The following is a 19,800-nucleotide window of genomic DNA, read 5'->3' on the forward strand; positions in this document are numbered from 1 at the left end:
GGTCCCGTTTCCCCGGCGGTCCGATGCGAGGAGCTGAGACGGATTGACTCGTCCTGACAGCCACGGGCGGCCGGCGAGCCCGGGCCGAAGGTTCCTCATCGCGATCGGTTGTTCCCGCTACGACGATTCCGGCATCGCCGATCTCCCCGGCGTCCCGGAGGACGTCGGGCGGGTGTGCTCCCTGTTGGAGCCGATGGGGTACGTACGGGTGTTGGCCGAGGCGTCGTACGATCCGCCCGCCCACGATGTGGCGCGGGCGATCGACCGCTGGGCGAACCAGACCGGTCTGGGCGAACACGACGTCGTGGTGCTCTACTTCGCCGGGCACGGCGTCCGTGGCGAGGACCGCCACTACCTGCTCTGCGCGAACTCCGAACCCGGTTTGTGGAGCACCGCCCTGGCCACCGAGGATCTGGCCCGGCCCCTGGTCAACAGCGCCCTGGGCCATCTGCTCGTCATCCTGGACACCTGCTACGCCGGCGCGGGCATCGGGGAGATCGCCGTCCACGCGCACGAACTGGCCCACACTCGTCGCGGTACGGCCGGCCGGTGCCTGCTGGCCGCGGCCCGGGGCAAGGAGGCGGCCGCGGAGAACGTCTTCGTCGAGGCGCTGGCCGAGGCCATCGGCCAGCCCCGCGCGGGCGCCTACCAGGAATTCATCGGCGTCCGGGAGGCGACGGAACGCGTCAACCAGTACCTGCGCCTGCGGCAGGCACGCCAGCACGCACGGCACGCGGTCGTGGACAGCGACGGCCAGGACCCGTTCTTCCTTAACCCCGCCCACATCCCGGGGCTGCCCGTCGACGAACTGGACGTGGCCACGCTGGACCGGCTGCGAAGGAGCCAGCACGGCCACTTCGATTCCCGGGGCCGCGGCGTGGAACACGCCGGCGAGAAGGGCGACCACTTCTCGGGCCGCCGACGCGCCTTGTCCGAACTGGTCCGCTTCCTGTCCGGTGGACGGCACGACCGGAAGGCCAGGGTGGTGACCGGGGCTCCGGGATCCGGAAAATCGGCTCTCCTGGGGCGGTTATGGGCCCTCTCGGACCCCGGCCATCCGGTGCACACCACCCACGGCTCGCGCCCCGGCCGTCCGGCTCTTCCGGTCGTCCCCCTGCACGCCCGTCGGGCCACGGCGCAGGCACTGGTCACCGAACTCTCCGGGGCGCTCGGTCTGCCTCACCCCGACCGCGACGACGTACTGAGAGCCCTCGGCGAACGTGAGCGGCCGATCGCCGTCCTGATCGACGCCCTCGACGAGGCAGGCACCGCCGGCGACGCGGCGGAGGGCGCGCGGATCGCCCGTGAACTGCTCCAGCCGCTCAGTGTCCTGCCCGCGGTACGGCTGGTCGTGGGCACCCGGCGCCCGCTGATCCCGGCTCTCGGACGCGCCGTCGACGTGATCGACCTCGACCGGCCCGAGTACATCGGCCCCGACGACGTCCGCGCCTACGCCCGCAGCCTGCTGCTGGACGAGCACGATCCGGAGAGCCTCTCGCCCTACCGTGACCGGGAGGCGCTCGCGGCGGCCGTGGCCGCGGGCATCGCCGCACGCGCCGGCGGTTCCTACCTCGTGGCCCGCATGACCGCGCGAGCCCTGGTACACGGGCAGATCACCGTCGACCCGACACGGCCGGGCTGGCAGGATGCCCTGCCCAGCGACGCCGACCAGGCGTTCGCCGCCTACCTCGACCGGTTCGGACCGCACCGGGCCAGGGTGGAACGGCTGCTGCGCCCCCTGGCGTACGCCCAGGGTGCCGGCCTGCCCTGGTCGACCGTGTGGGCCCCGGTGGCCGAAGCGCTCTCCGGCATGCCCTGCCCCCAGGAGGACCTGCAGTGGCTTCATGAGCACGCCGGCGCCTACATCGTGGAAGCCGCCGCCCCGGGCGGATCGGTCTTCCGGCTCTTCCACGAGACCATGGCCGAGTATCTGCGTCGGCCCGGGGGTGACGCGGACGCGCACCGTGCCATCGGAGAGGCCCTCACCGCACTGGCACGCACGAGCGGTTCCCGTTCCGCGGAACCGGACTGGTCCGCCGCCCCCGCCTACGTCCGGGAGCACCTCGCCACCCACGCCGCCGCCGGGGGCGCCCTCGACCTCCTGATCGACGACCCCGGCTTCCTGGTCCACGCGGCCCCTGCCCCGCTGCTGCGCGCTCTGGAAGCCGTGACCACCGACGAGGCGCACCGCATCGCCCGCCTCTACAGGACCTCGGCGGCCGTCCACGCCCCGGCGGACACCAGGGCCCGCCGGCAGATCCTCTCCGTGGACGCGGCCCGGCACGGGGACCGCCACCTGGCCCGCCGGCTCGCGGCGGACGAACGCTGGCGGGTGACGTGGGCGACCGGCTCGCTCGTGAGCTCCGCGCACCAAGCCACCCTGCGAGGACACGAGGAACTCGTCCAGCAGGTCTCGTACATGGACGTCGACGGCAGACCGGTCGCCGTGTCGGTGGGCGACGATTCCGCCGTGGTGAAGTGGGATCTGCTCGACCGGCAGGAGATCGACAGGACGTATCTGGACAGCGGCTGGCTCGCATCGGTGCACTGTGTCGAGCTCGACGGCCGCCCGCACGCGGTGGTGGGCACGGCACACCACACGGTGGTGATCCTGTCCCTGGACGACCTGGCCGTCAGCGGCGAACTGCACGGGCACGAGGGCTACGTGATGGCCATCGCGCACTACCGGCACGAGGACGGACTCCGTCTGGTGACGGCGTCGGCGGACGGCAGTGTGCGCGTGTGGGATCCCGCCCGGCTGGAACAAGTCGCCGTGCTCGGCGATGACATGGACCATGTGAGCGCCGTCAGATGCCTGTTCCACGACGGCCTGCCGCACGCTCTCGTCGGTTCCTGGGACGGGGCCGTACGCCTGTGGAACCTGGCAGACCTCTCCCTCACGGCGGAGCTGGAGCCGGGCCACGTCGATGCGCTGGACTACTGCCGGGTGGACGACCGGCTGCGGGTGCTCGTGGCGGGCCGCTGGGGCGAGGTCGAGATGTGGGACCTGTTCTCGGGGGAGCGCGTCGCCGAACTGGTCGGCCCCACAGTCGAGTCGGGCACATCCCTCGACCACTGCACCATCGGCGGGATCCCCCATGTACTCATCGGATGCGACGACGGCACGATCCGGCTGTGGGACCTGGCCCGACGCGCCGAGGCAGCGAAGGTCACCGGCCACACCTCCGCCGTGACCTCCATCGCCTGCTTCGACATAGGCGGCCGTCCCCATGCCTGTACGACCTCCGGTGACGACACGGTCAGGATCTGGGATCTGGCCGACGCGCTCACCGCCGAGACCCCGGTGGGGCATACCGACTGGGTCGATGACGTGAAGCTCGTCGAGTCGGGGGAGGGCCACCTGCGGGCGTTGAGCGCCTCCCGCGACTACACGGTGCGTCTGTGGGACACCGAGACCGGCGCGGAAGCCTGCCGCCTGGACGCGAGAGTCGGCTGGCCACGCTCGATCACCCTGCTCACCGTCGACGGCCGCACGTACGCCGGGATCGGTCACACGGAGGGGGCACTCCTCTGGGACCTGCAGGACCACACCGACGTCTTCGCCTCCTGGTCGCCGGAGGTCGGAGACGGGGGCTTCTTCACCGTGCGCGGGAGCCACTACGCGGCATTGTCCGCCGGTGTGAAGCCCATTGAGATCTGGGACGCCGAGAAGCGCGAGAAACTCTGGGTGGTCTCCTCGGTGACCGACTGGACCTGCCAGGCGGTCCTCGACAGCACCGGGCCGAGCCCCCTTCTCCTGCTCGGAACGCGGTCCGGACGCGTGGAGGTGTGGGACTTCGACGCCAGGACCCGGCTGACGACTCTCGAGGGCCACACGGACCACATCTCCGCCCTGGTCGTCGTACCGGTCGACGGCCGCCCCCACCTCCTGACCGGCTCCTGGGACGGCACCATCGGCGTATGGGATCTGCCGGGCCTCACGCCGCGTACGTTCCTGCGCGAACACGCGGAACGGGTCACCGCCATCTCCCCGTTCACGGTTCACGGCCGCTCCCACGCGGTCACGGGCGGCTGGGACCGAACCCTGCTGACCTGGGACCTCGAAACGCTCCGCGTGGTCGACCGGCTGCATCTCCCGTTGGAGGTGGAGTCCACGCACGTGCGGGACGGCCTGCTGCTCGTGGGCGCGAAAAACGAAGTCATCGCCCTGCAAGGCCCCTGTTCCTAAGATGATCGGGGGACACAGCCAACCAAGTGGGGGGACACCCATGGCACTGTTCGGCAACGCACACACCGTCAACCCGGCATCCGCCCAGCAGGACTACGCCCGCCTCCTCGGCCACGGCGAGCAGGTCCACGCCGCGTACCTGCTGATCCGCGACACCATCCTCTTCACCGACCGCCGCCTGATCCTGATCGACAAGCAGGGCATCACCGGCAAGAAGGTCGAGTACCACTCGGTCCCCTACCGCAGCATCACCCACTTCGCGGTGGAAACGGCCGGCACCTTCGACCTGGACGCCGAACTCAAGATCTGGCTCTCCGGCTCCCAGCTCCCGATCCAGAAGACCTTCACCAAGGGCGTCGACATCTACGAGGTCCAGGCGATCCTGACCCAGTTCGTGGCGAGGTAACCACTTCGGCAATGCGCTGAACGTTTCTCCGACTCTCGAAAGAGTGAACGCAGCAACACTCCGGTCCTTCCCGGGCAGGGGAACCCTCTTCGAGGAGACGTACCTGGAAGGCAAGGCCGAAAGCAAAGCCGAGTCCATCTTGAGCGTGCTGGAGAAACGCGGCATCCCCGTTCCCGAAGTCATCCGCGACCGCATCACCACCTGCACCGACCTCGATACCCTCACCCTCCGGTTCGACCGCTCCCTGACGGCCACCACGGCGGAGGACCTGTTCGCCGACGCGTGATCGGCCGACAAAGGCAAGGGCCCGCCCCCATACATGGAGCGGGCCTCAAGCCTCAGTCGGCTCGGGTCAGCGTGCCTCGCCCGCGACCGGCTGCCCCGTCACCGCCGCGGGTCTCCCCGCCGGACGGCGTCCGCTCGCCCCTGTTGGTGTGCCGCACGAACGCCACCCCCACCACCGCCAGGATCGACGCCGCCGAGAGCGTGTACAGCCCTCCGTTCGTGGTGCCCGTCGTGTCCTTCAGATAGCCGAAGAGCGTCGGCGATACGAAACCGCCCAGGTTTCCGATCGAGTTGACCAGGGCCAGCCCCGGTGCCGCGATCTTCAGGTCGAGGCCCGACTGGGCCATCGGCCAGAACAGGGTGGCCGCGCACTTGCCGCCGACCGCGGCGAGGGTCAGGGCGGCGAGGCCGAACCAGGGGGAGCCGAGTGTGGCAAGGAACGTGCCGGTGGCGGACAGGACCAGGGCGATCGCCAGGTAGGGGCGGCGGTCCGGGGCCCGGTCCGTGAAGTGGCTCATCGTGTACATCGCGATCACCGCGCAGATCCACGGGATCGCCGACAGCAGCCCGATCTGGAAGGGCGACAGTCCGCCGATCTCCTCCACCAGACTCGGCAGCCAGAACGTGATCGCGTAGCCGGTGAGCGCCATCGCGAAGAAGACCGCCGTCAGCACGGCCACCTGGGGGTGGAAGATCAGCTTCATGCGCGACACCGACGGCGCGCGGTCCCGTGTCTCCTTGTCCCGTGCCACCGCATCGCTCAGCGCGTCCTTCTCCTCCTGCGTGAGCCACTTCGCGTCCTGGATGCGCGAGACCAGGAAGAACCCGGCGATGAACCCGACCACGATGGAGAAGGCGCCCTCCAGGGCGAACATCCAGCGCCAGCCGGCGATGCCGCCCGCGCCGTGCAGTTCCAGCAGCGCGCCCGTGATCGGGCCCGTCACGATGTACGCCGTCGCCGAGCCGCCCAGGAAGATCGCGCTCGCCCGGCCGCGGCTGGAGTCCGGCAGCCACTGGGTGAAGTAGAGCAGCACACCGGGGAAGAAGCCGGCCTCCGCGACACCGAGCAGGAAGCGCAGGCCGTAGAACATCCACACGTTGTGGATGAAGCACATCGCCACGATCACCAGACCCCAGGTGATCATGATGCGGGTCAGCCAGACCCGGGCGCCGAACCGTTCCAGCCACATGTTGCTGGGGACTTCGAACAGCGCGTATCCGATGAAGAACAGGCCCGCGCCGAGCCCGTAGGCCGTGGCGCTGACCCCGACGTCGGCTCGCAGTTCGTCCTGGACGAAGCCCACGTTCGTCCGGTCCATCTGGTTGACCAGCAGCATCAGGACCAGGATCGGCAGCATGCGGCGCAGGAACTTGCTCACCGCTCGCTGCTCGGCCTCGGGTATGGCGGTCGCGGCTTCTGACATCGTTGTCTCCCTTGCTGTACACGTACATGAACAGCAATCACGTACGCGTTCTCGAAGGGACCTTAGGGAGGCTCAGGTTCCGGGTCAACGGGTTGAGTAGAAGTCCATGTATGTGAATGCGAGGCGGACGGTCAGGACCTGCCCGCACACGTCCGCCTCACATGTCCGCATCAGCTCGCGGTCGCCGACGCCGACGCGCCCGGCCGGGTCGAATCCCCCGTGCCGTCCTGCGTCGCCTCGGGATCGACGCCCATGGTGAGCGTCGCGACGACGCCCTTCGATATGGCGCCCTTCTTGTACTTCAGCTTCAGCAGCCCGCCCTCGGTGCCGTTACCCGGGTAGATGGTGTCCTCGTCGAGGGTGGTGCGGGTCGTGGTGTTGGTGGAGTACGGCTCGACCTCGGCCGTGGCCAGCACGGACGCCTCGTCGAAGAAGAGCTGCCCGGTGTGGCAGGTCGTGCCGCCCTCGTAGCCCGCGTCGGTCCAGGTGCCGTTCACGTGCACCTTGGTGTGGATGTGCACGCAGCGGCCCTGGTACCAGCCGGGGAAGACCGTGCGGAAAGCGACCTCGCCCTTCTTGTCCGTCCGCCACGTGCCGCGCAGATAGCGCTCGTCGTCGGTGGGCTCCTCGTGCCCCCCGCCACCGCCGCCACCGCCGCCGCCTCCCGGAGGCCCGCCCGTGGGGGTTCCGGTCGGGATTCCGGTCGGCGTGCCGGAGGGTGGCGTACCACCGCCGCCTCCGCCGCCTGCGCCCCCGCTGCCCATCGACTCGTACCCGGAGTACACGCCCAGCGCGTTGCAGTGCCAGATGTCGACGGCGGCGTTCGCCAGGGGCTTGCAGGTGTCGGAGTCGATCACCTTCAGGCGCAGGGTGAGCGGAATGCCCTCCTGGTCCTCGGTGACGTCCCGGCGGAGCTTGTCCGCGTCGATGTAGTAGGGGCCCTCGGTCGTCTCGGAGGTCAGCTTGTAGCAGGCCTCGCCGAAGGCCCCGGCGCTCTTCCCCTCGGCGGCCGTCGTCCCTTCGCCGGCGAACGCGCCGGCCGCGAAGGAACCGCCGACGCCCGCCGCCACCACCGCACCGGCGCCCGCGGCGACGACCTTACGGCGTGTCAGGTCCCTTTTGCGTTTCGGCCCTTGGGCCGTCTCGTGTCCCGTCATGGGAAGGGAAGCTAGGCAGCGCGGCTGTCAGGAGCCTGGGTGCGAGCTGGGTGAGAGCCCTGGGTGTGAAAGTGGCTCGGAACCGGCGCCGGTTCCGAGCCACTCCCCACAGGTCGCCTACTTCGGCTGCGGCTTGCGCACCGACAGGTGCAGCTCCTTCAGCCGCGCCTCCTCCAGCTCCGTCGGCGCACCCATCATCAGGTCCTGGGCGTTGCCGTTGAGCGGGAAGGCGATGGTCTCGCGGATGTTGGGCTCGTCGGCGAGCAGCATGACGATGCGGTCGACGCCCGGGGCGATGCCGCCGTGCGGCGGGGCGCCGAAGCGGAAGGCGCGCAGCATGCCGGCGAACTTCTCCTCGACGGTCTCGCGGTCGTACCCGGCGATCTCGAAGGCCTTGAGCATGATCTCCGGCTCGTGGTTCCGGATCGCGCCGGAGGACAGCTCGACGCCGTTGCAGACGATGTCGTACTGCCAGCCGAGGATGTCCAGCGGGTCCTGGGTCTCCAGGGCCTCCAGACCGCCCTGCGGCATGGAGAACGGGTTGTGCGAGAAGTCGATCGCGCCGGTCTCCTCGTCCTTCTCGTACATCGGGAAGTCGACGATCCAGCAGAACCGGAAGACGTTCTCCTCGAAGTGCCCGGCACGCTTGGCGGCTTCCACCCGCACCGCGCCCATGATCTTGGAGACCTCGTCGAACTCGCCCGCGCCGAAGAAGACCGCGTGGCCGGCCGCGAGCGACAGGCGCTTGGTCAGCTCGGCGACGTTCTCCTCGGTGAGGAACTTCGCGATCGGGCCGGACAGCGAGCCGTCCTCGGCGACGCGGACCCAGGCCAGGCCCTTGGCGCCCTGCGAGACGGCGTAGTCGCCGAGCTGGTCGAAGAACTTGCGGGGCTGGCCGGAGACGTCCGGCACGGGCAGGGCCCGCACGTGCTTGCCGGCGAACGCCTTGAACTCCGAGCCCTCGAAGATGTCGGAGATGTCGACGAGCTCGAGCTGGGCGCGCAGGTCGGGCTTGTCGGAGCCGTACTTCAGCATCGCCTCGCGGAACGGGATCCGCGGGAACGGCGAGGTGACGTGGCGGCCGCCGCCGAACTCCTCGAACAGCTCGGTCATGAGCTTCTCGACGGGCTGGAAGACGTCCTCCTGCTCGACGAAGCTCATCTCGACGTCGAGCTGGTAGAACTCGCCCGGCGAGCGGTCGGCGCGCGCGTCCTCGTCACGGAAGCAGGGCGCGATCTGGAAGTAGCGGTCGAAGCCGGAGATCATCAGCAGCTGCTTGAACTGCTGGGGCGCCTGGGGGAGGGCGTAGAACTTGCCCGGGTTCAGGCGGGAGGGGACGACGAAGTCGCGGGCGCCCTCGGGGGAGGTCGCCGACAGGATCGGCGTCGCCATCTCGTTGAAGCCCAGCGCCGTCATCTTGTGGCGGATCGCCGAGATGACCGACGTGCGCAGCAGGATGTTGCGGTGCATGCGCTCGCGACGCAGGTCCAGGAAGCGGTACTCCAGGCGCCGCTCCTCGTTGACGCCGTCCTCGGTGTTGATCGTGAACGGCAGCGGGGCGGCCGCGCCGAGCAGTTCGACCTCGCCGACCTCGACCTCGACCTCACCGGTCGGCAGCTCGGGGTTGATGTTCTCGGCGCCCCGGGAGACGACCTTGCCGTCGACGCGGACGGTCGACTCCTTGGAGAGCTTGTCGAGGGCCTCGTAGGAGGGGGTGCCGGGACGGGCCACGAGCTGCGTGATGCCGTAGTGATCGCGCAGATCGATGAAGAGGATGCCGCCCAGGTCGCGCCGATTGTGCAGCCAGCCACTCAGCCGGACGTCGCTGCCGACGTCAGAGGAGCGGAGCTCGCCGCAGGTGTGGGACCTGTACCGATGCATCGTCGTTCATCCAGTCTTCGCTGATCGGGGTCTGTGTTTCACGTGAAACTGGTCCCCAGCGTACCGGGCAGGCGAAGATCGGCTCTCCACAGTTTGACGATCGGGCACGCGGTCGCCGTCGGTCGGGCACACGTCCGCTATCGGTGGCAGTGTTCGACCGCCTGTTCTTAAGGTAGGGCAATGCGCACTGGCGAGCCCCTGCCCGCCGTGGGGGAGGCCCTCGCCGCCCTCGCGACCGGCCTGTGGCACTGGGACACCGCCACCGGGCTGGTCACGGTCGACGCCGAGGCGGCACGGTTGCTCGGGCTGCCCGCCGAGCAGGTCAGCCTCACGGAGGCCCAGGCCCGGGCCCGGCTGCACCCGGTCGACTGGAACGAGATCACCGGCGTGATCCAGCTGGCCGTGGCCGAGGGAACCCTCGCCGAGGTCCGGATCCGGATCATGGACGAGCAGAGCCGGGTCGTCCGGATCGTCCGCAGCCGCTCCAAGCCGTCCTTCGACCGGGTCCACAAGGCGTACCGGCTGATCGGCACCCTCCAGGAGGTCACCGAGCCGACGCCCGGCACCCCGGCCGGGCGCAGCGCGGTGACCGGGGACTGGCGGCGTTCGCGGGAGGCGTTCCTGCTGGACGCGGGCCGGGCGCTGGCCGAGGCGCGCTCCACCCAGGAGGTCCTGCGGGTCACGGCGAATCTGTCGATGCCCGGCTTCTCCCCGGACGGGCTGGCGGTGTTCGGCGTCTCGGGCGATCGCCTGACGATCATCGGCCACCACGGGCAGCAGACCGGCACCGAAAGCCCCTTCTCGGACATGCCGCTGGACACGGACTACCCGGCCGCCGAGGTGGTGCGGACCGGCCGCGCCGTGTACCTGTCCTCCGCCGAGCAGTACAAGGCCCGCTATCCGCTGACCTGGCCGCTCGCCGAGCGCTTCGGCCGCCGCTCCTGGGCGTTCCTGCCGCTGACCGTGGCCGGGCGCACGATGGGCGCGTGGATGGCGGCGTTCACCTACCCGGTGGCGTTCACCCCGGACGAGCGGTCCGTGCTGGCGACGGTGGCACGGATGCTGGCGCAGGCCCTCACCCGGGCGGGCGTGGCCGAGAGCGAGCGGGCACTGACCGACGGGCTCCAGCGCACGATGCTGCCGAGGCTCGGGCCGCAGCGCATCCCGGGCATGAGCGTCGCCGCCCGCTATGTCCCCACCGGCGGCGGACTCCAGGTCGGCGGCGACTGGTACGACGTGATCCCGCTGCCCAGCGGGCGGTTCGCCCTGGTCATCGGTGATGTCCAGGGCCATGACGTACGGGCGGCGGGCCTGATGGGCCAGCTCCGCATCGCCCTGCGCGCCTACGCCTCGGAGGGCCACCGCCCCGACGCCGTCCTCTCCCGTGCCTCCCGCTTCCTGCACGGCATCAGCGACGAGGACCCGGCCGACCCGCGCTTCGCGACCTGCGTGTACGTCGAGGTCGACCCGGCGACCGGGGTGCTGGACATCGCCCGTGCCGGGCATCCGGACCCGGCGATCCGGATGGCCGACGGCACGGTGCTGACCCGGCCGACGTCGGGCGGTCTGCCGCTGGGCATCGACCCGGACGCCGACTACCCCACGACCCGGCTCGCGCTGGAACCCGGCGAAACCATGCTGATCTGCACGGACGGCCTGCTCGAGACCGGCGGCCACGACCTGGACACCGGCTGGCGGCGACTGCGCGTGATCCTGGAGGACCACAAGGGCGATCTGGAGGAGCTGGCCGACACCCTCGTGCAGGCCGTGCACGGGCCGTCCTCGCATCACACCACCGGCCCGCTGGCGGACCGCCGCGAGGACGACATCGCGATGCTGCTGCTGAGCCGGGACGGCGAGGGCTGCGGCTGCGGTGACGCGATGACCGTACGGCCTCAGGTGCGGCGCTCGGTGCTGACCGTCGCTCAGGCCGAACCCGAGCGGGTCGCCGTCGCCCGGCAGCAACTGCGCGAGCTGCTGCACGACTGGGCCTCGCCCGACCAGGTCGACTCGGCGGTGCTGCTGCTGTCCGAGCTGCTGACGAACGTCCTCGTGCACACCGACTCCGACGCGCTGCTGGTCGCCGAGATCACGGGCGAGGTGGGAGGGCGGCGGCTGCGGATCGAGGTCACGGACGGCGGCGACGACCTGCCGCACAAGCGCAGCCCCGGGGAGCTGGCGTCCTCCGGCCGCGGCCTGGTGCTGATCGAACTGCTCGCGCACGCCTGGGGCGTGGACCCGCGCGGCGAGGGCAAGAGCATCTGGTTCGAGCTCTACGAGTCCCTGAACGGCTCGGGAGACGGCTCCTGGTCGCCGTAGCGGGTGCGCAGTTCCTGGACGACGCCGAAGGCCGCGGCGGTGAGCGGCACGGCGAGGAGCATGCCGAGCACTCCGGCGACGGACGCTCCGGCCGTGATCGTCACCATCACCACCGCCGGATGCATCTGCACGGTCCGGCTCTGGATCATCGGCTGGAGCACGTGCCCTTCCAGCACCTGCACCGCGAGGACCACGCCGAGCGCCCACAGCGCGATGACGAACCCCCGGTCGGCCAGCGCGACCAGCACGGCCACGGCGCCCGAGAGGAACGCCCCGAGGTAGGGGATGTAGGCGCCGACGAAGACCAGCGCACCGAGTCCGGCCGCGCCGGGCACGTCGAGGACGAGCAGTCCCACGGTGATGCAGAGCGCGTCGATGAGGGCGATGAGGGTGGTGCCGCGCATGAACCCCTCGACGGCCCTCAGGGCCCGCCGCGCCATGGCCTCCAGGGTGTCGGCCGACCCGCGGGGCGACAGGGATCGCAGCGTTCCGGCGGCCTTGTCGGAGTCGCGCAGGAAGAAGAAGACGAGCAGCAGCGCGAGGACGGCCATGGCGATGGACTCGCCGACCACGCTGACGCCGCTGATCACGCCGGAGGCAGCCGTACCGCCGAACTTGCGGAGCAGTTCCCGGGCGTTGGAGGCGAGGTCGTCCAGCGAGGTGCCGGCCGCCCCGAAGTGCTCGGAGACGCCCCGGGCGGCCTCCTTGAGCGAGTCGACGATCTCGTCACCGGTGTCGATGAGCGCGGCGACCACGATGTACACGGCCCCGCCGACCACGGCGACCACCGCGATACAGGTGAGCCCGGCCGCGACCGACCGGGGCACCCCCGCCTTCACGAGCCGCCGGTGCAGCGGCCCGAGCAGCGCCGTCCCGAGCAGCGCGAGCAGCACGGGCACGACGGCGGTCCGGAACTCCACGACCAGCCGGATGCCGACGTAGACGACACCGGCGACGAGCAGGAGCAGCGCGCACCAGGCGGCGAGGCGCCGGGCGGGGCCGGGGAGGTAAGGGGCCTGCTGGGTGTCCTGCACCCCTCCACCCGATCACGCACCCGGCGAGCCGTCCCGTCAGGGAGGCCCGCCGGGGTGACGGGGCGTCAGCCGCCCCGGTGCCGCGTCAGTCCTGCGGACCGCTCGCGGTCATGCCGTGCACCGCCGGCACCGTGCCCAGGCGGCCCTTCTGGAAGTCCTCGAAGGCCTGCATGAGTTCTTCCTTGGTGTTCATGACGAACGGGCCGTAGTGGGCCATGGGCTCGCGGATGGGCTGTCCGCCGAGCAGCACGACCTCGAGGTCCGGCGTGTGGGAGTCCTGCCTCTCGTCCGCGCGGACGGTCAGCGAGGAGCCCGCGCCGAAGACAGCGGTCTGGCCCATGTGGACCGGGCGGCGGTCGGGGCCGACACTGCCGCGGCCGGCCAGCACGTACGCCAGCCCGTTGAAGTCCTCGCGCCACGGCAGCGTGAGCTCCGCCCCCGGTGCGACGGTCGCGTGGACCATCGTGATGGGGGTGTGGGTGATGCCGGGGCCCGCGTGCCCGTCCAGCTCACCGGCGATGACCCGCAGCAGGGCGCCGCCGTCGGGGGTGCTGAGCAGCTGGACCGAGCCGCCGCGGATGTCCTGGTAACGCGGGGCCATCATCTTGTCCTTGGCCGGGAGGTTCACCCACAGCTGCAGGCCGTGGAAGAGGCCGCCGGACACGACGAGATGCTCGGGTGGGGCCTCGATGTGCAGCAGGCCCGAGCCGGCGGTCATCCACTGGGTGTCCCCGTTGGTGATGGTGCCGCCACCGCCGTTGGAGTCCTGGTGGTCGAAGATGCCGTCGATGATGTACGTGACGGTCTCGAAGCCGCGGTGCGGGTGCCACGGCGTGCCCTTGGGCTCGCCCGGCGCGTACTCCACCTCGCCCATCTGGTCCATCATGATGAACGGGTCGAGATGGCGGTAGTTGATCCCCGCGAACGCCCGGCGCACCGGGAAGCCCTCGCCCTCGAAACCGCTCGGAGCGGTCGTGACGGCGAGCACGGGACGTGCCACGGCGTCGGCCGGCGCGGTCACGCGGGGCAGCGTCAACGGGTTCTCGACGGTCACTGCAGGCATGTCGGTTCCTCCTCGTGTACGCCCAGTTTAGTTGAGCGTTGAACTTCCTGCCACCCCAAACAGAGAAAACCGGGAGGGCATTCCCGCCCGGGGGACGGCGCAGCGAACCACGGGAGACCGGCATGGCGAAAGGCCGCCGCCCCGGCAGCGGGGTGACGGCCTTCGTACGACCCTGTCAGGCGACCAGCTCGCGCTCCTCGCCCACGGCCCCGGCCGGTGCGGGCTTGCGGCCCCGCATGACCAGCGTGGCCACGACCGCCGCGGCCAGAACGCCGATCGCGCTGATCGTGAAGGTCGTCGACATCGAGGCGGCGAAGGCCTCCCGCGCCGCCCGCACCAGTTCCGCGTCGCCCCCGGCGACGGCCAGCGCCCCGCCGATGGACTCGCGGGCCTGCTCCGGGACACCGGCCGGCATCTCGTCCGCGTAGCCGCCGGAGAGCAGGGAGCCGAGGATCGCGATGCCGAGGGCGGTGCCGGACTGCTGGACGGTGTCGTTGAGGGCCGAGCCGACGCCCGCCTTGTCCTCCGGGATGGTGCTCATCAAAGCGGCCACCGCGGCCGGCATGGCCAGACCGGCGCCCAGCCCCAGGATCCCCAGCGCCACGGCCGGGACCGTGAACCCGCTGTCGGCGCTGAGCGTGGTCAGCAGCCCGAAGGAGGCGGCCATCAGCAGCATCCCGCCGAGGATGACGAACCGGTTGCCCGCCTTCACGGCGAGCTGCGCCCCGGCCGCGTTGCCGGCCAGCGCGGCCACGGCCAGCGGCAGGAAGGCCAGGCCCGCCTTGACCGCGGACCAGCCGAGCACGAACTGGAGGTACTGGGTCAGGACCAGCAGCAGACCGGCGTTGCCGATCTGGACGAGCGCCAGGGAGAGCGAGCCGCCGCTGAAGTCGCGATGCCTGAAGAGGACCAGCGGGACCATCGGCGTGGGCGTGACGTTCTGCCAGATCACGAAGCCGGCCAGGGCGGCCACCGCGACGGCCAGGATGACCAGGGAGCGGCCGCCGAACGCGCCGTGCTGCGGGATCTCGATGATCCACCACACCAGGGCCGTCATGCCCACCGCCGACAGCACCGCGCCCAGCGGGTCCGGCTTCTGCCAGGGAGCTTTCGACTCCGGCATCAGCAGCACCCCGGCCAGCAGCGCGAGCGCGACGATCGGCACGTTGATCAGGAAGATCGCCTGCCAGGCGAAGTGGTCGATCAGCACCCCGCCGAGCACCGGACTGCCGACCAGCCCCAGCATCGACACCGAGCCCCACGCGGCCATCGCCTTGGGCCGCTCGTCCTCGTCGAAGACGGTGATCAGGATCGACAGCGTCGAGGGCATGATCAGCGCCCCGCCGACGCCCATCGCGATCCGCACCGCGATCAGCTCGGCCGGAGTGGAACAGAGCACCGCCCCCAGCGACGCGGCCCCGAACAACAGCAGCCCGATCAGCATCACCTTCCGGCGCCCGAAGCGGTCCCCCAGGCTTCCCGAGGTGAGCAGCAGCCCGGCGAAGACCAGGACGTAGGAGTCGAGGATCCACTGGGTGTCCTGGGCGCTCGCCCCGAGGTCCTCGGTCAGCGCGGGCACCGCGACCGTCAGCGCCATGTTGTCGACGACCAGGACCAGCGTGCTGAGGCACAGCACGATCAGGATCCACCAGCGGCGTGGATTGCGGGCTTCCGTCACAGTTCCCCTCCGACTCACTCGGCTCGCTCACTGCGAACACCGTTCCTTCGATGCGCACACTGTACGCACAGCGGAACAGTGTGCGCAATACTTGAGTTCTGTACGCTGGTTGCGCACGCTGTTCGCACACAGAGGGTCCACCCCGGAGGAGCACGCATGAGCAGGAGCAGGACGACGGACAAGAGCCCGATCCCGTCCGTCTGGGCCCGTGAGCAGCGCCGGACCGACCAGCCCGCGCTCAGCCGGGACGCGATCGTGCGCGAGGCGATCGTGATGCTCGACGCCGAGGGCATCGAGGCGCTCAGCATGCGCAAGCTCGGCGCCCGCCTGAACGCCGGCGCGACCTCGCTGTACCGGCACGTCGCCACCAAGGACGAGCTGATGGAGCTCGCGGTGGACGAGGTCGCCGCCGAGATCCACGTCCCGTCGGCGGACGGTCCCGACTGGCGCGCGGCCGTCACCGATGCGGCCGGATCCTTCCGCACGACGGCGCTACGGCACCCCTGGCTGCCCCTGGTGCTGGGGCAGGCGGGGCTCGCCTACCTGGGACCCAACTACATGAGTTTCTCGGAGCGCCTCGCGGCCCTGTTCACCGCCGCGGGGTTCCCCGAGCCGAGCCGCGCGATCGACGCCGTCTTCTCGTACGTCATCGGCATGAGCACCACCGAGGCCGCCTGGCTCACCACGGTCGCCCGTTCCGGCGAGAGCGAGTCGGAGTTCGTCGCCCGGCTGCTGCCCACGGCCCGGCAGGTCTCCACCGGCTACGACCACCTGGCGGCCGCCGATGCCGGGACCACCGACCTGGCCGTCGACCCGGCCCGGATCCGCGACGACAAGTTCGCCTACGGCCTGGAGGTCGTCCTGGACGGCCTGGCGCTGCGCCTGCCGCAATAGCGCAGGGGCGGGTGTCAGCCGCCGTCTGCGCAGCAATGGCGTCTAGCCATACATGCGGCGCATGGCGAACTCGACCATCTGCTCCACGGCCTTCGCGTCGAACACCATGCGGTGCTCGCCCTCCATGTCGAGGACGAAGCCGTAGCCGGTCGGCAGCAGATCCAGCACCTCGGCCCCGGTGATCACGAAGTACTTGGACTCCTTGCCCGCGTACCGGCGCAGCTCCTTGAGCGTGCTGAACATCGGGATCACCGGCTGCTGGGTGTTGTGCAGGGCGAGGAAACCGGGGTTGTCGCCGCGCGGGCAGTAGACCTTCGACGTCGCGAAGACCTGCTGGAAGTCCTCGGCGGCCATCTGCCCGGTGGTGAAGGCGCGCACCGCGTCCGTGAGGGAGGGCGGGGACGGCTCGGGGTACAGCGGCTGCTGCTGCCCGTACCCGCCGGACATCGGCTGCTGCGGAGGGGCGTACTGCCCTTGGGGGCCCGCTGTCTGGTCGTAGCCGTACATGAGCGCAAGCGTACCGAGAGCGGACGGGCCGGCGGGCCGGTACGGCGGTCCCGGCAAACCGACAGCGACTTGACAGCGCCCGCTCTGTGGATCGCCGCGGCCGCCGCTCGTAGCGTCGTGTCATGAACGGACGCCATGACGAGGACCCGCCCGAGCACGGCGGAGGCCTCTCCCACGACCTCCCCGTCCTCGCCCGCCGCCGGATGATCCGGCTGATGGCGGGCGCGAGCCTGCTCCCGCTGGTGGGCTGTACGCCGGAGGGGACGACCTCGGCTTCCCCCTCCTCGTCCGCCTCGTCCGCGGGGTGTGCGGAGATCCCCGAGGAGACGGCCGGCCCTTTCCCCGGCGACGGCTCCAACGGCGTGAACGTGCTCAAGGAGAGCGGGGTCGTCCGCAGCGACATCACCCGGAGCTTCGGCGACTCCGCGGGCGGCACCGCCGAGGGGGTGCCCCTGACGATCACGCTGACGGTGGTGGACGCGGCCTCCGGCTGCGGGACGCCGAAGCGGGGCGCCGCCGTCTACGTGTGGCACTGCGACCGGGAGGGCGCCTACTCCCTGTACTCCGAGGGCGTCACCGGGGAGAACTACCTGCGGGGCGTCCAGGAGACGGACGAGAAGGGCCGGGTCACGTTCACGAGCATCTTCCCTGGCTGCTACCCGGGCCGCTGGCCGCACGTCCACTTCGAGGTCTACGGCTCTCTGGCCGACGCCACCGCGGCCACGTCGATCACGAACACCTCGCAGCTCGCCTTCCCGGAGGACGTCTGCGACGCGGTGTACGCCGCGGACGGCTACGGCGACAGCGTGCGGAACCTGAGCAGCCTCTCCCTGGAGGACGACGGCATCTTCAGCGACGGCCACGACCGGCAGCTGGCGGCGATGACGGGCGGCACGGCGGACGGCTACACCGCGGCCTTGACCGTTCCGGTGTGACCTGTCACAGATGACCGGATGGGGTTGCATCTTATTACTGACGGGTAGCATCATTCGTAGCTACTTGTTGGTACGTGAACTAGCGCGAGGATCCAGTGCCTCGCCGATCTCTCTACGGAGCCGGGAGCCGTCGCCATGGGGCACTACAAGTCGAATCTCCGCGACATCGAGTTCAACCTCTTCGAGGTACTCGGGCGCGACAAGGTGTACGGCACCGGTCCGTTCGAGGAGATGGACGTCGAGACCGCGAAGAGCATCCTGGAGGAGCTGACCCGCCTCTCGGAGAACGAGCTGGCCGAGTCCTTCATCGACGCCGACCGCAACCCGCCGGTCTTCGACCCGGAGACCAACACCGCGCCGGTCCCGGCGTCCTTCAAGAAGAGCTACCAGGCCTTCATGGACTCCGAGTACTGGCGCCTCGGCCTGCCCGAGGAGATCGGCGGCACCACCTCGCCCCGCTCCCTGATCTGGGCCTACGCCGAGCTCATCCTGGGTGCCAACCCGGCCGTGTGGATGTACTCCTCGGGCCCGGCGTTCGCCGGCATCCTCTTCGAGGAGGGCAACGAGGTCCAGAAGCACATAGCCAAGTTCGCCACGGAGAAGCAGTGGGGCTCCACGATGGTGCTCACCGAGCCCGACGCGGGCTCCGACGTGGGCGCCGGCCGCACCAAGGCCGTGCAGCAGGAGGACGGCTCCTGGCACATCGAGGGCGTGAAGCGCTTCATCACCTCCGGTGAGCACGACATGTCGGAGAACATCCTCCACTACGTGCTGGCCCGCCCCGAGGGCGCCGGCCCCGGCACCAAGGGCCTGTCCCTCTTCCTCGTCCCGAAGTACCTCTTCGACTTCGAGACCGGCGAGCTGGGCGAGCGCAACGGCGTCTACGCCACGAACGTCGAGCACAAGATGGGCCTGAAGGCCTCCAACACCTGCGAGATGACCTTCGGCGACCGGCACCCCGCCAAGGGCTGGCTGATCGGCGACAAGCACGACGGCATCCGCCAGATGTTCCGCATCATCGAGTTCGCCCGCATGATGGTCGGCACGAAGGCGATCTCCACGCTCTCCACGGGCTACCTGAACGCGCTGGAGTACGCCAAGGAGCGCGTCCAGGGCCCCGACCTGGCGAACTTCATGGACAAGACCGCGCCCAAGGTCACCGTCACCCACCACCCCGACGTGCGCCGCTCGCTGATGACGCAGAAGGCGTACGCGGAGGGCATGCGCGCCCTGGTGATGTACACCGCCTCGATCCAGGACGCGATCCAGATCAAGGAGGCCGCCGGCGAGGACGCCGCCACCGAGCACGCGCTGAACGACCTGCTCCTGCCCATCGTCAAGGGCTACGGCTCCGAGAAGGGCTACGAGCAGCTCGCCCAGTCGCTCCAGACCTTCGGCGGCTCCGGCTTCCTCCAGGAGTACCCGATCGAGCAGTACATCCGGGACTCCAAGATCGACACCCTGTACGAGGGCACCACGGCCATCCAGGGCCAGGACTTCTTCTTCCGGAAGATCGTCCGCAACCAGGGCGCCGCCCTGAACTCCCTCGCCGAGGACATCAAGAAGTTCCTGGCCCTCGGCACGGGCGGCGAGGAGCTGTCCGGTGCCCGCGAGCACCTCGCCAAGGCCGCGGTCGAGCTGGAGGCCATCGTCGGCCTGATGCTCACCGACCTCGCCGCCACCGAGCAGGACGTCAAGAACATCTACAAGGTCGGGCTGAACACCACCCGCCTGCTGATGGCCTCCGGTGACGTCGTGGTCGGCTACCTGCTCCTCAAGGGCGCCGCGATCGCCGCCGAGAAGCTGGAGACCGCCTCCGCCAAGGACAAGGCCTTCTACACCGGCAAGATCGCCGCCGCGAAGTTCTTCGCCGCCAACGTCCTGCCGGGCGTCACCCTGGCCCGCAAGGTCGCCGAGGGCGTCGAGCTGGACCTGATGGAGCTGGACGAGGCCGCGTTCTAGACCCTCACGTCCTCCGACGAGGGCCTGTTCCCCACACAGGGGGACAGGCCCTCGTCCGTCGTTAAG

The 19,800-nt window shown here is 70.2% G+C and carries 14 protein-coding genes; 7 read left to right on the plus strand and 7 right to left on the minus strand.

The genetic code is table 11. The features are described from left to right. Nucleotides 1-43 precede the first annotated feature (43 nt). From IO24_RS40865 to IO24_RS0119870, 3 genes are read left to right on the plus strand one after another with little or no spacing between them, the layout of a single operon-like run. Nucleotides 44-4,189 (plus strand): caspase family protein, encoded by a 4,146-nt coding sequence (locus IO24_RS40865; RefSeq protein WP_078899092.1) that lies wholly within the window; start codon nucleotides 44-46, stop codon nucleotides 4,187-4,189. Nucleotides 4,190-4,229: 40 nt separating this feature from the next. Beyond that, entirely contained in the window at nucleotides 4,230-4,595 is a 366-nt protein-coding gene (locus IO24_RS0119865) for a PH domain-containing protein (RefSeq protein WP_031137474.1), read from the plus strand. A 43-nt stretch (nucleotides 4,596-4,638) separates the two neighbouring features. Beyond that, nucleotides 4,639-4,881: a hypothetical protein gene (locus IO24_RS0119870; protein WP_031137475.1), complete on the plus strand. Its 243-nt coding sequence runs from the start codon at nucleotides 4,639-4,641 to the stop codon at nucleotides 4,879-4,881. Nucleotides 4,882-4,933: 52 nt separating this feature from the next. Here IO24_RS0119870 and IO24_RS0119875 read toward each other — a convergent pair whose 3' ends face one another. The 3 genes from IO24_RS0119875 to aspS form a co-directional block, all read right to left on the minus strand. After that, on the minus strand, nucleotides 4,934-6,304 hold the full coding sequence (locus tag IO24_RS0119875) for an MFS transporter (RefSeq protein ID WP_078899090.1): 1,371 nt from the start codon (nucleotides 6,302-6,304) through the stop codon (nucleotides 4,934-4,936). Nucleotides 6,305-6,474: 170 nt separating this feature from the next. Then, nucleotides 6,475-7,461, minus strand: a complete 987-nt coding sequence (locus IO24_RS0119880) for an intradiol ring-cleavage dioxygenase (protein ID WP_031137477.1) — start codon at nucleotides 7,459-7,461, stop codon at nucleotides 6,475-6,477. Nucleotides 7,462-7,578: 117 nt separating this feature from the next. Beyond that, nucleotides 7,579-9,342 (minus strand): aspartate--tRNA ligase, encoded by a 1,764-nt coding sequence (gene aspS, locus IO24_RS0119885; RefSeq protein WP_031137478.1) that lies wholly within the window; start codon nucleotides 9,340-9,342, stop codon nucleotides 7,579-7,581. A 180-nt stretch (nucleotides 9,343-9,522) separates the two neighbouring features. On the opposite strand from aspS, the gene IO24_RS0119890 reads away from it, so the two are divergent. Next, nucleotides 9,523-11,661 (plus strand): SpoIIE family protein phosphatase, encoded by a 2,139-nt coding sequence (locus tag IO24_RS0119890; RefSeq protein WP_031137479.1) that lies wholly within the window; start codon nucleotides 9,523-9,525, stop codon nucleotides 11,659-11,661. Here the strand turns inward: IO24_RS0119890 and IO24_RS0119895 are convergent. From IO24_RS0119895 to IO24_RS0119905, 3 genes are all read right to left on the minus strand, one after another. Further along, nucleotides 11,616-12,695, minus strand: coding sequence for an AI-2E family transporter (locus IO24_RS0119895; RefSeq protein WP_031137480.1), 1,080 nt, complete (start codon nucleotides 12,693-12,695; stop codon nucleotides 11,616-11,618). The genes IO24_RS0119890 and IO24_RS0119895 overlap by 46 nt on opposite strands. Nucleotides 12,696-12,780: 85 nt before the next feature. Beyond that, on the minus strand, nucleotides 12,781-13,758 hold the full coding sequence (locus IO24_RS0119900; RefSeq protein ID WP_031137481.1) for a pirin family protein: 978 nt from the start codon (nucleotides 13,756-13,758) through the stop codon (nucleotides 12,781-12,783). 175 nt (nucleotides 13,759-13,933) lie between these two features. Continuing rightward, nucleotides 13,934-15,436: an MFS transporter gene (locus tag IO24_RS0119905; protein WP_037668073.1), complete on the minus strand. Its 1,503-nt coding sequence runs from the start codon at nucleotides 15,434-15,436 to the stop codon at nucleotides 13,934-13,936. A gap of 156 nt (nucleotides 15,437-15,592) precedes the next feature. Here IO24_RS0119905 and IO24_RS0119910 point away from each other — a divergent pair, with 156 nt between their 5' ends. Continuing rightward, nucleotides 15,593-16,330 (plus strand): TetR/AcrR family transcriptional regulator C-terminal domain-containing protein, encoded by a 738-nt coding sequence (locus tag IO24_RS0119910; protein WP_031137483.1) that lies wholly within the window; start codon nucleotides 15,593-15,595, stop codon nucleotides 16,328-16,330. A 42-nt stretch (nucleotides 16,331-16,372) separates the two neighbouring features. Here the strand turns inward: IO24_RS0119910 and IO24_RS0119915 are convergent, their stop codons facing one another. After that, nucleotides 16,373-16,837: an SseB family protein gene (locus IO24_RS0119915; protein WP_031137485.1), complete on the minus strand. Its 465-nt coding sequence runs from the start codon at nucleotides 16,835-16,837 to the stop codon at nucleotides 16,373-16,375. Between the two features lie 122 nt (nucleotides 16,838-16,959). Here IO24_RS0119915 and IO24_RS0119920 point away from each other — a divergent pair, with 122 nt between their 5' ends. After that, nucleotides 16,960-17,772, plus strand: coding sequence for an intradiol ring-cleavage dioxygenase (locus IO24_RS0119920; RefSeq protein WP_031137486.1), 813 nt, complete (start codon nucleotides 16,960-16,962; stop codon nucleotides 17,770-17,772). Nucleotides 17,773-17,907: 135 nt separating this feature from the next. Beyond that, entirely contained in the window at nucleotides 17,908-19,734 is a 1,827-nt protein-coding gene (locus IO24_RS0119925; RefSeq protein ID WP_031137488.1) for an acyl-CoA dehydrogenase, read from the plus strand. Nucleotides 19,735-19,800 lie beyond the last annotated feature (66 nt).

Source organism: Streptomyces flavovariabilis (assembly GCF_000725785.1).
GTDB lineage: Bacteria > Actinomycetota > Actinomycetes > Streptomycetales > Streptomycetaceae > Streptomyces > Streptomyces hawaiiensis.

Excerpts from the sequence above, each read along its gene's own strand:
- IO24_RS0119880 (WP_031137477.1), bottom strand. The coding sequence starts at position 7,461 with ATGACGGGACACGAGACGGCCCAAGGGCCGAAACGCAAAAGGGACCTG.
- IO24_RS0119910 (WP_031137483.1), top strand. The coding sequence starts at position 15,593 with ATGAGCAGGAGCAGGACGACGGACAAGAGCCCGATCCCGTCCGTCTGG.
- IO24_RS0119890 (WP_031137479.1), top strand. The coding sequence starts at position 9,523 with ATGCGCACTGGCGAGCCCCTGCCCGCCGTGGGGGAGGCCCTCGCCGCC.
- IO24_RS0119915 (WP_031137485.1), bottom strand. The coding sequence starts at position 16,837 with ATGTACGGCTACGACCAGACAGCGGGCCCCCAAGGGCAGTACGCCCCT.
- IO24_RS0119900 (WP_031137481.1), bottom strand. The coding sequence starts at position 13,758 with ATGCCTGCAGTGACCGTCGAGAACCCGTTGACGCTGCCCCGCGTGACC.
- IO24_RS0119925 (WP_031137488.1), top strand. The coding sequence starts at position 17,908 with ATGGGGCACTACAAGTCGAATCTCCGCGACATCGAGTTCAACCTCTTC.
- IO24_RS0119920 (WP_031137486.1), top strand. The coding sequence starts at position 16,960 with ATGAACGGACGCCATGACGAGGACCCGCCCGAGCACGGCGGAGGCCTC.
- aspS (WP_031137478.1), bottom strand. The coding sequence starts at position 9,342 with ATGCATCGGTACAGGTCCCACACCTGCGGCGAGCTCCGCTCCTCTGAC.
- IO24_RS0119875 (WP_078899090.1), bottom strand. The coding sequence starts at position 6,304 with ATGTCAGAAGCCGCGACCGCCATACCCGAGGCCGAGCAGCGAGCGGTG.
- IO24_RS0119865 (WP_031137474.1), top strand. The coding sequence starts at position 4,230 with ATGGCACTGTTCGGCAACGCACACACCGTCAACCCGGCATCCGCCCAG.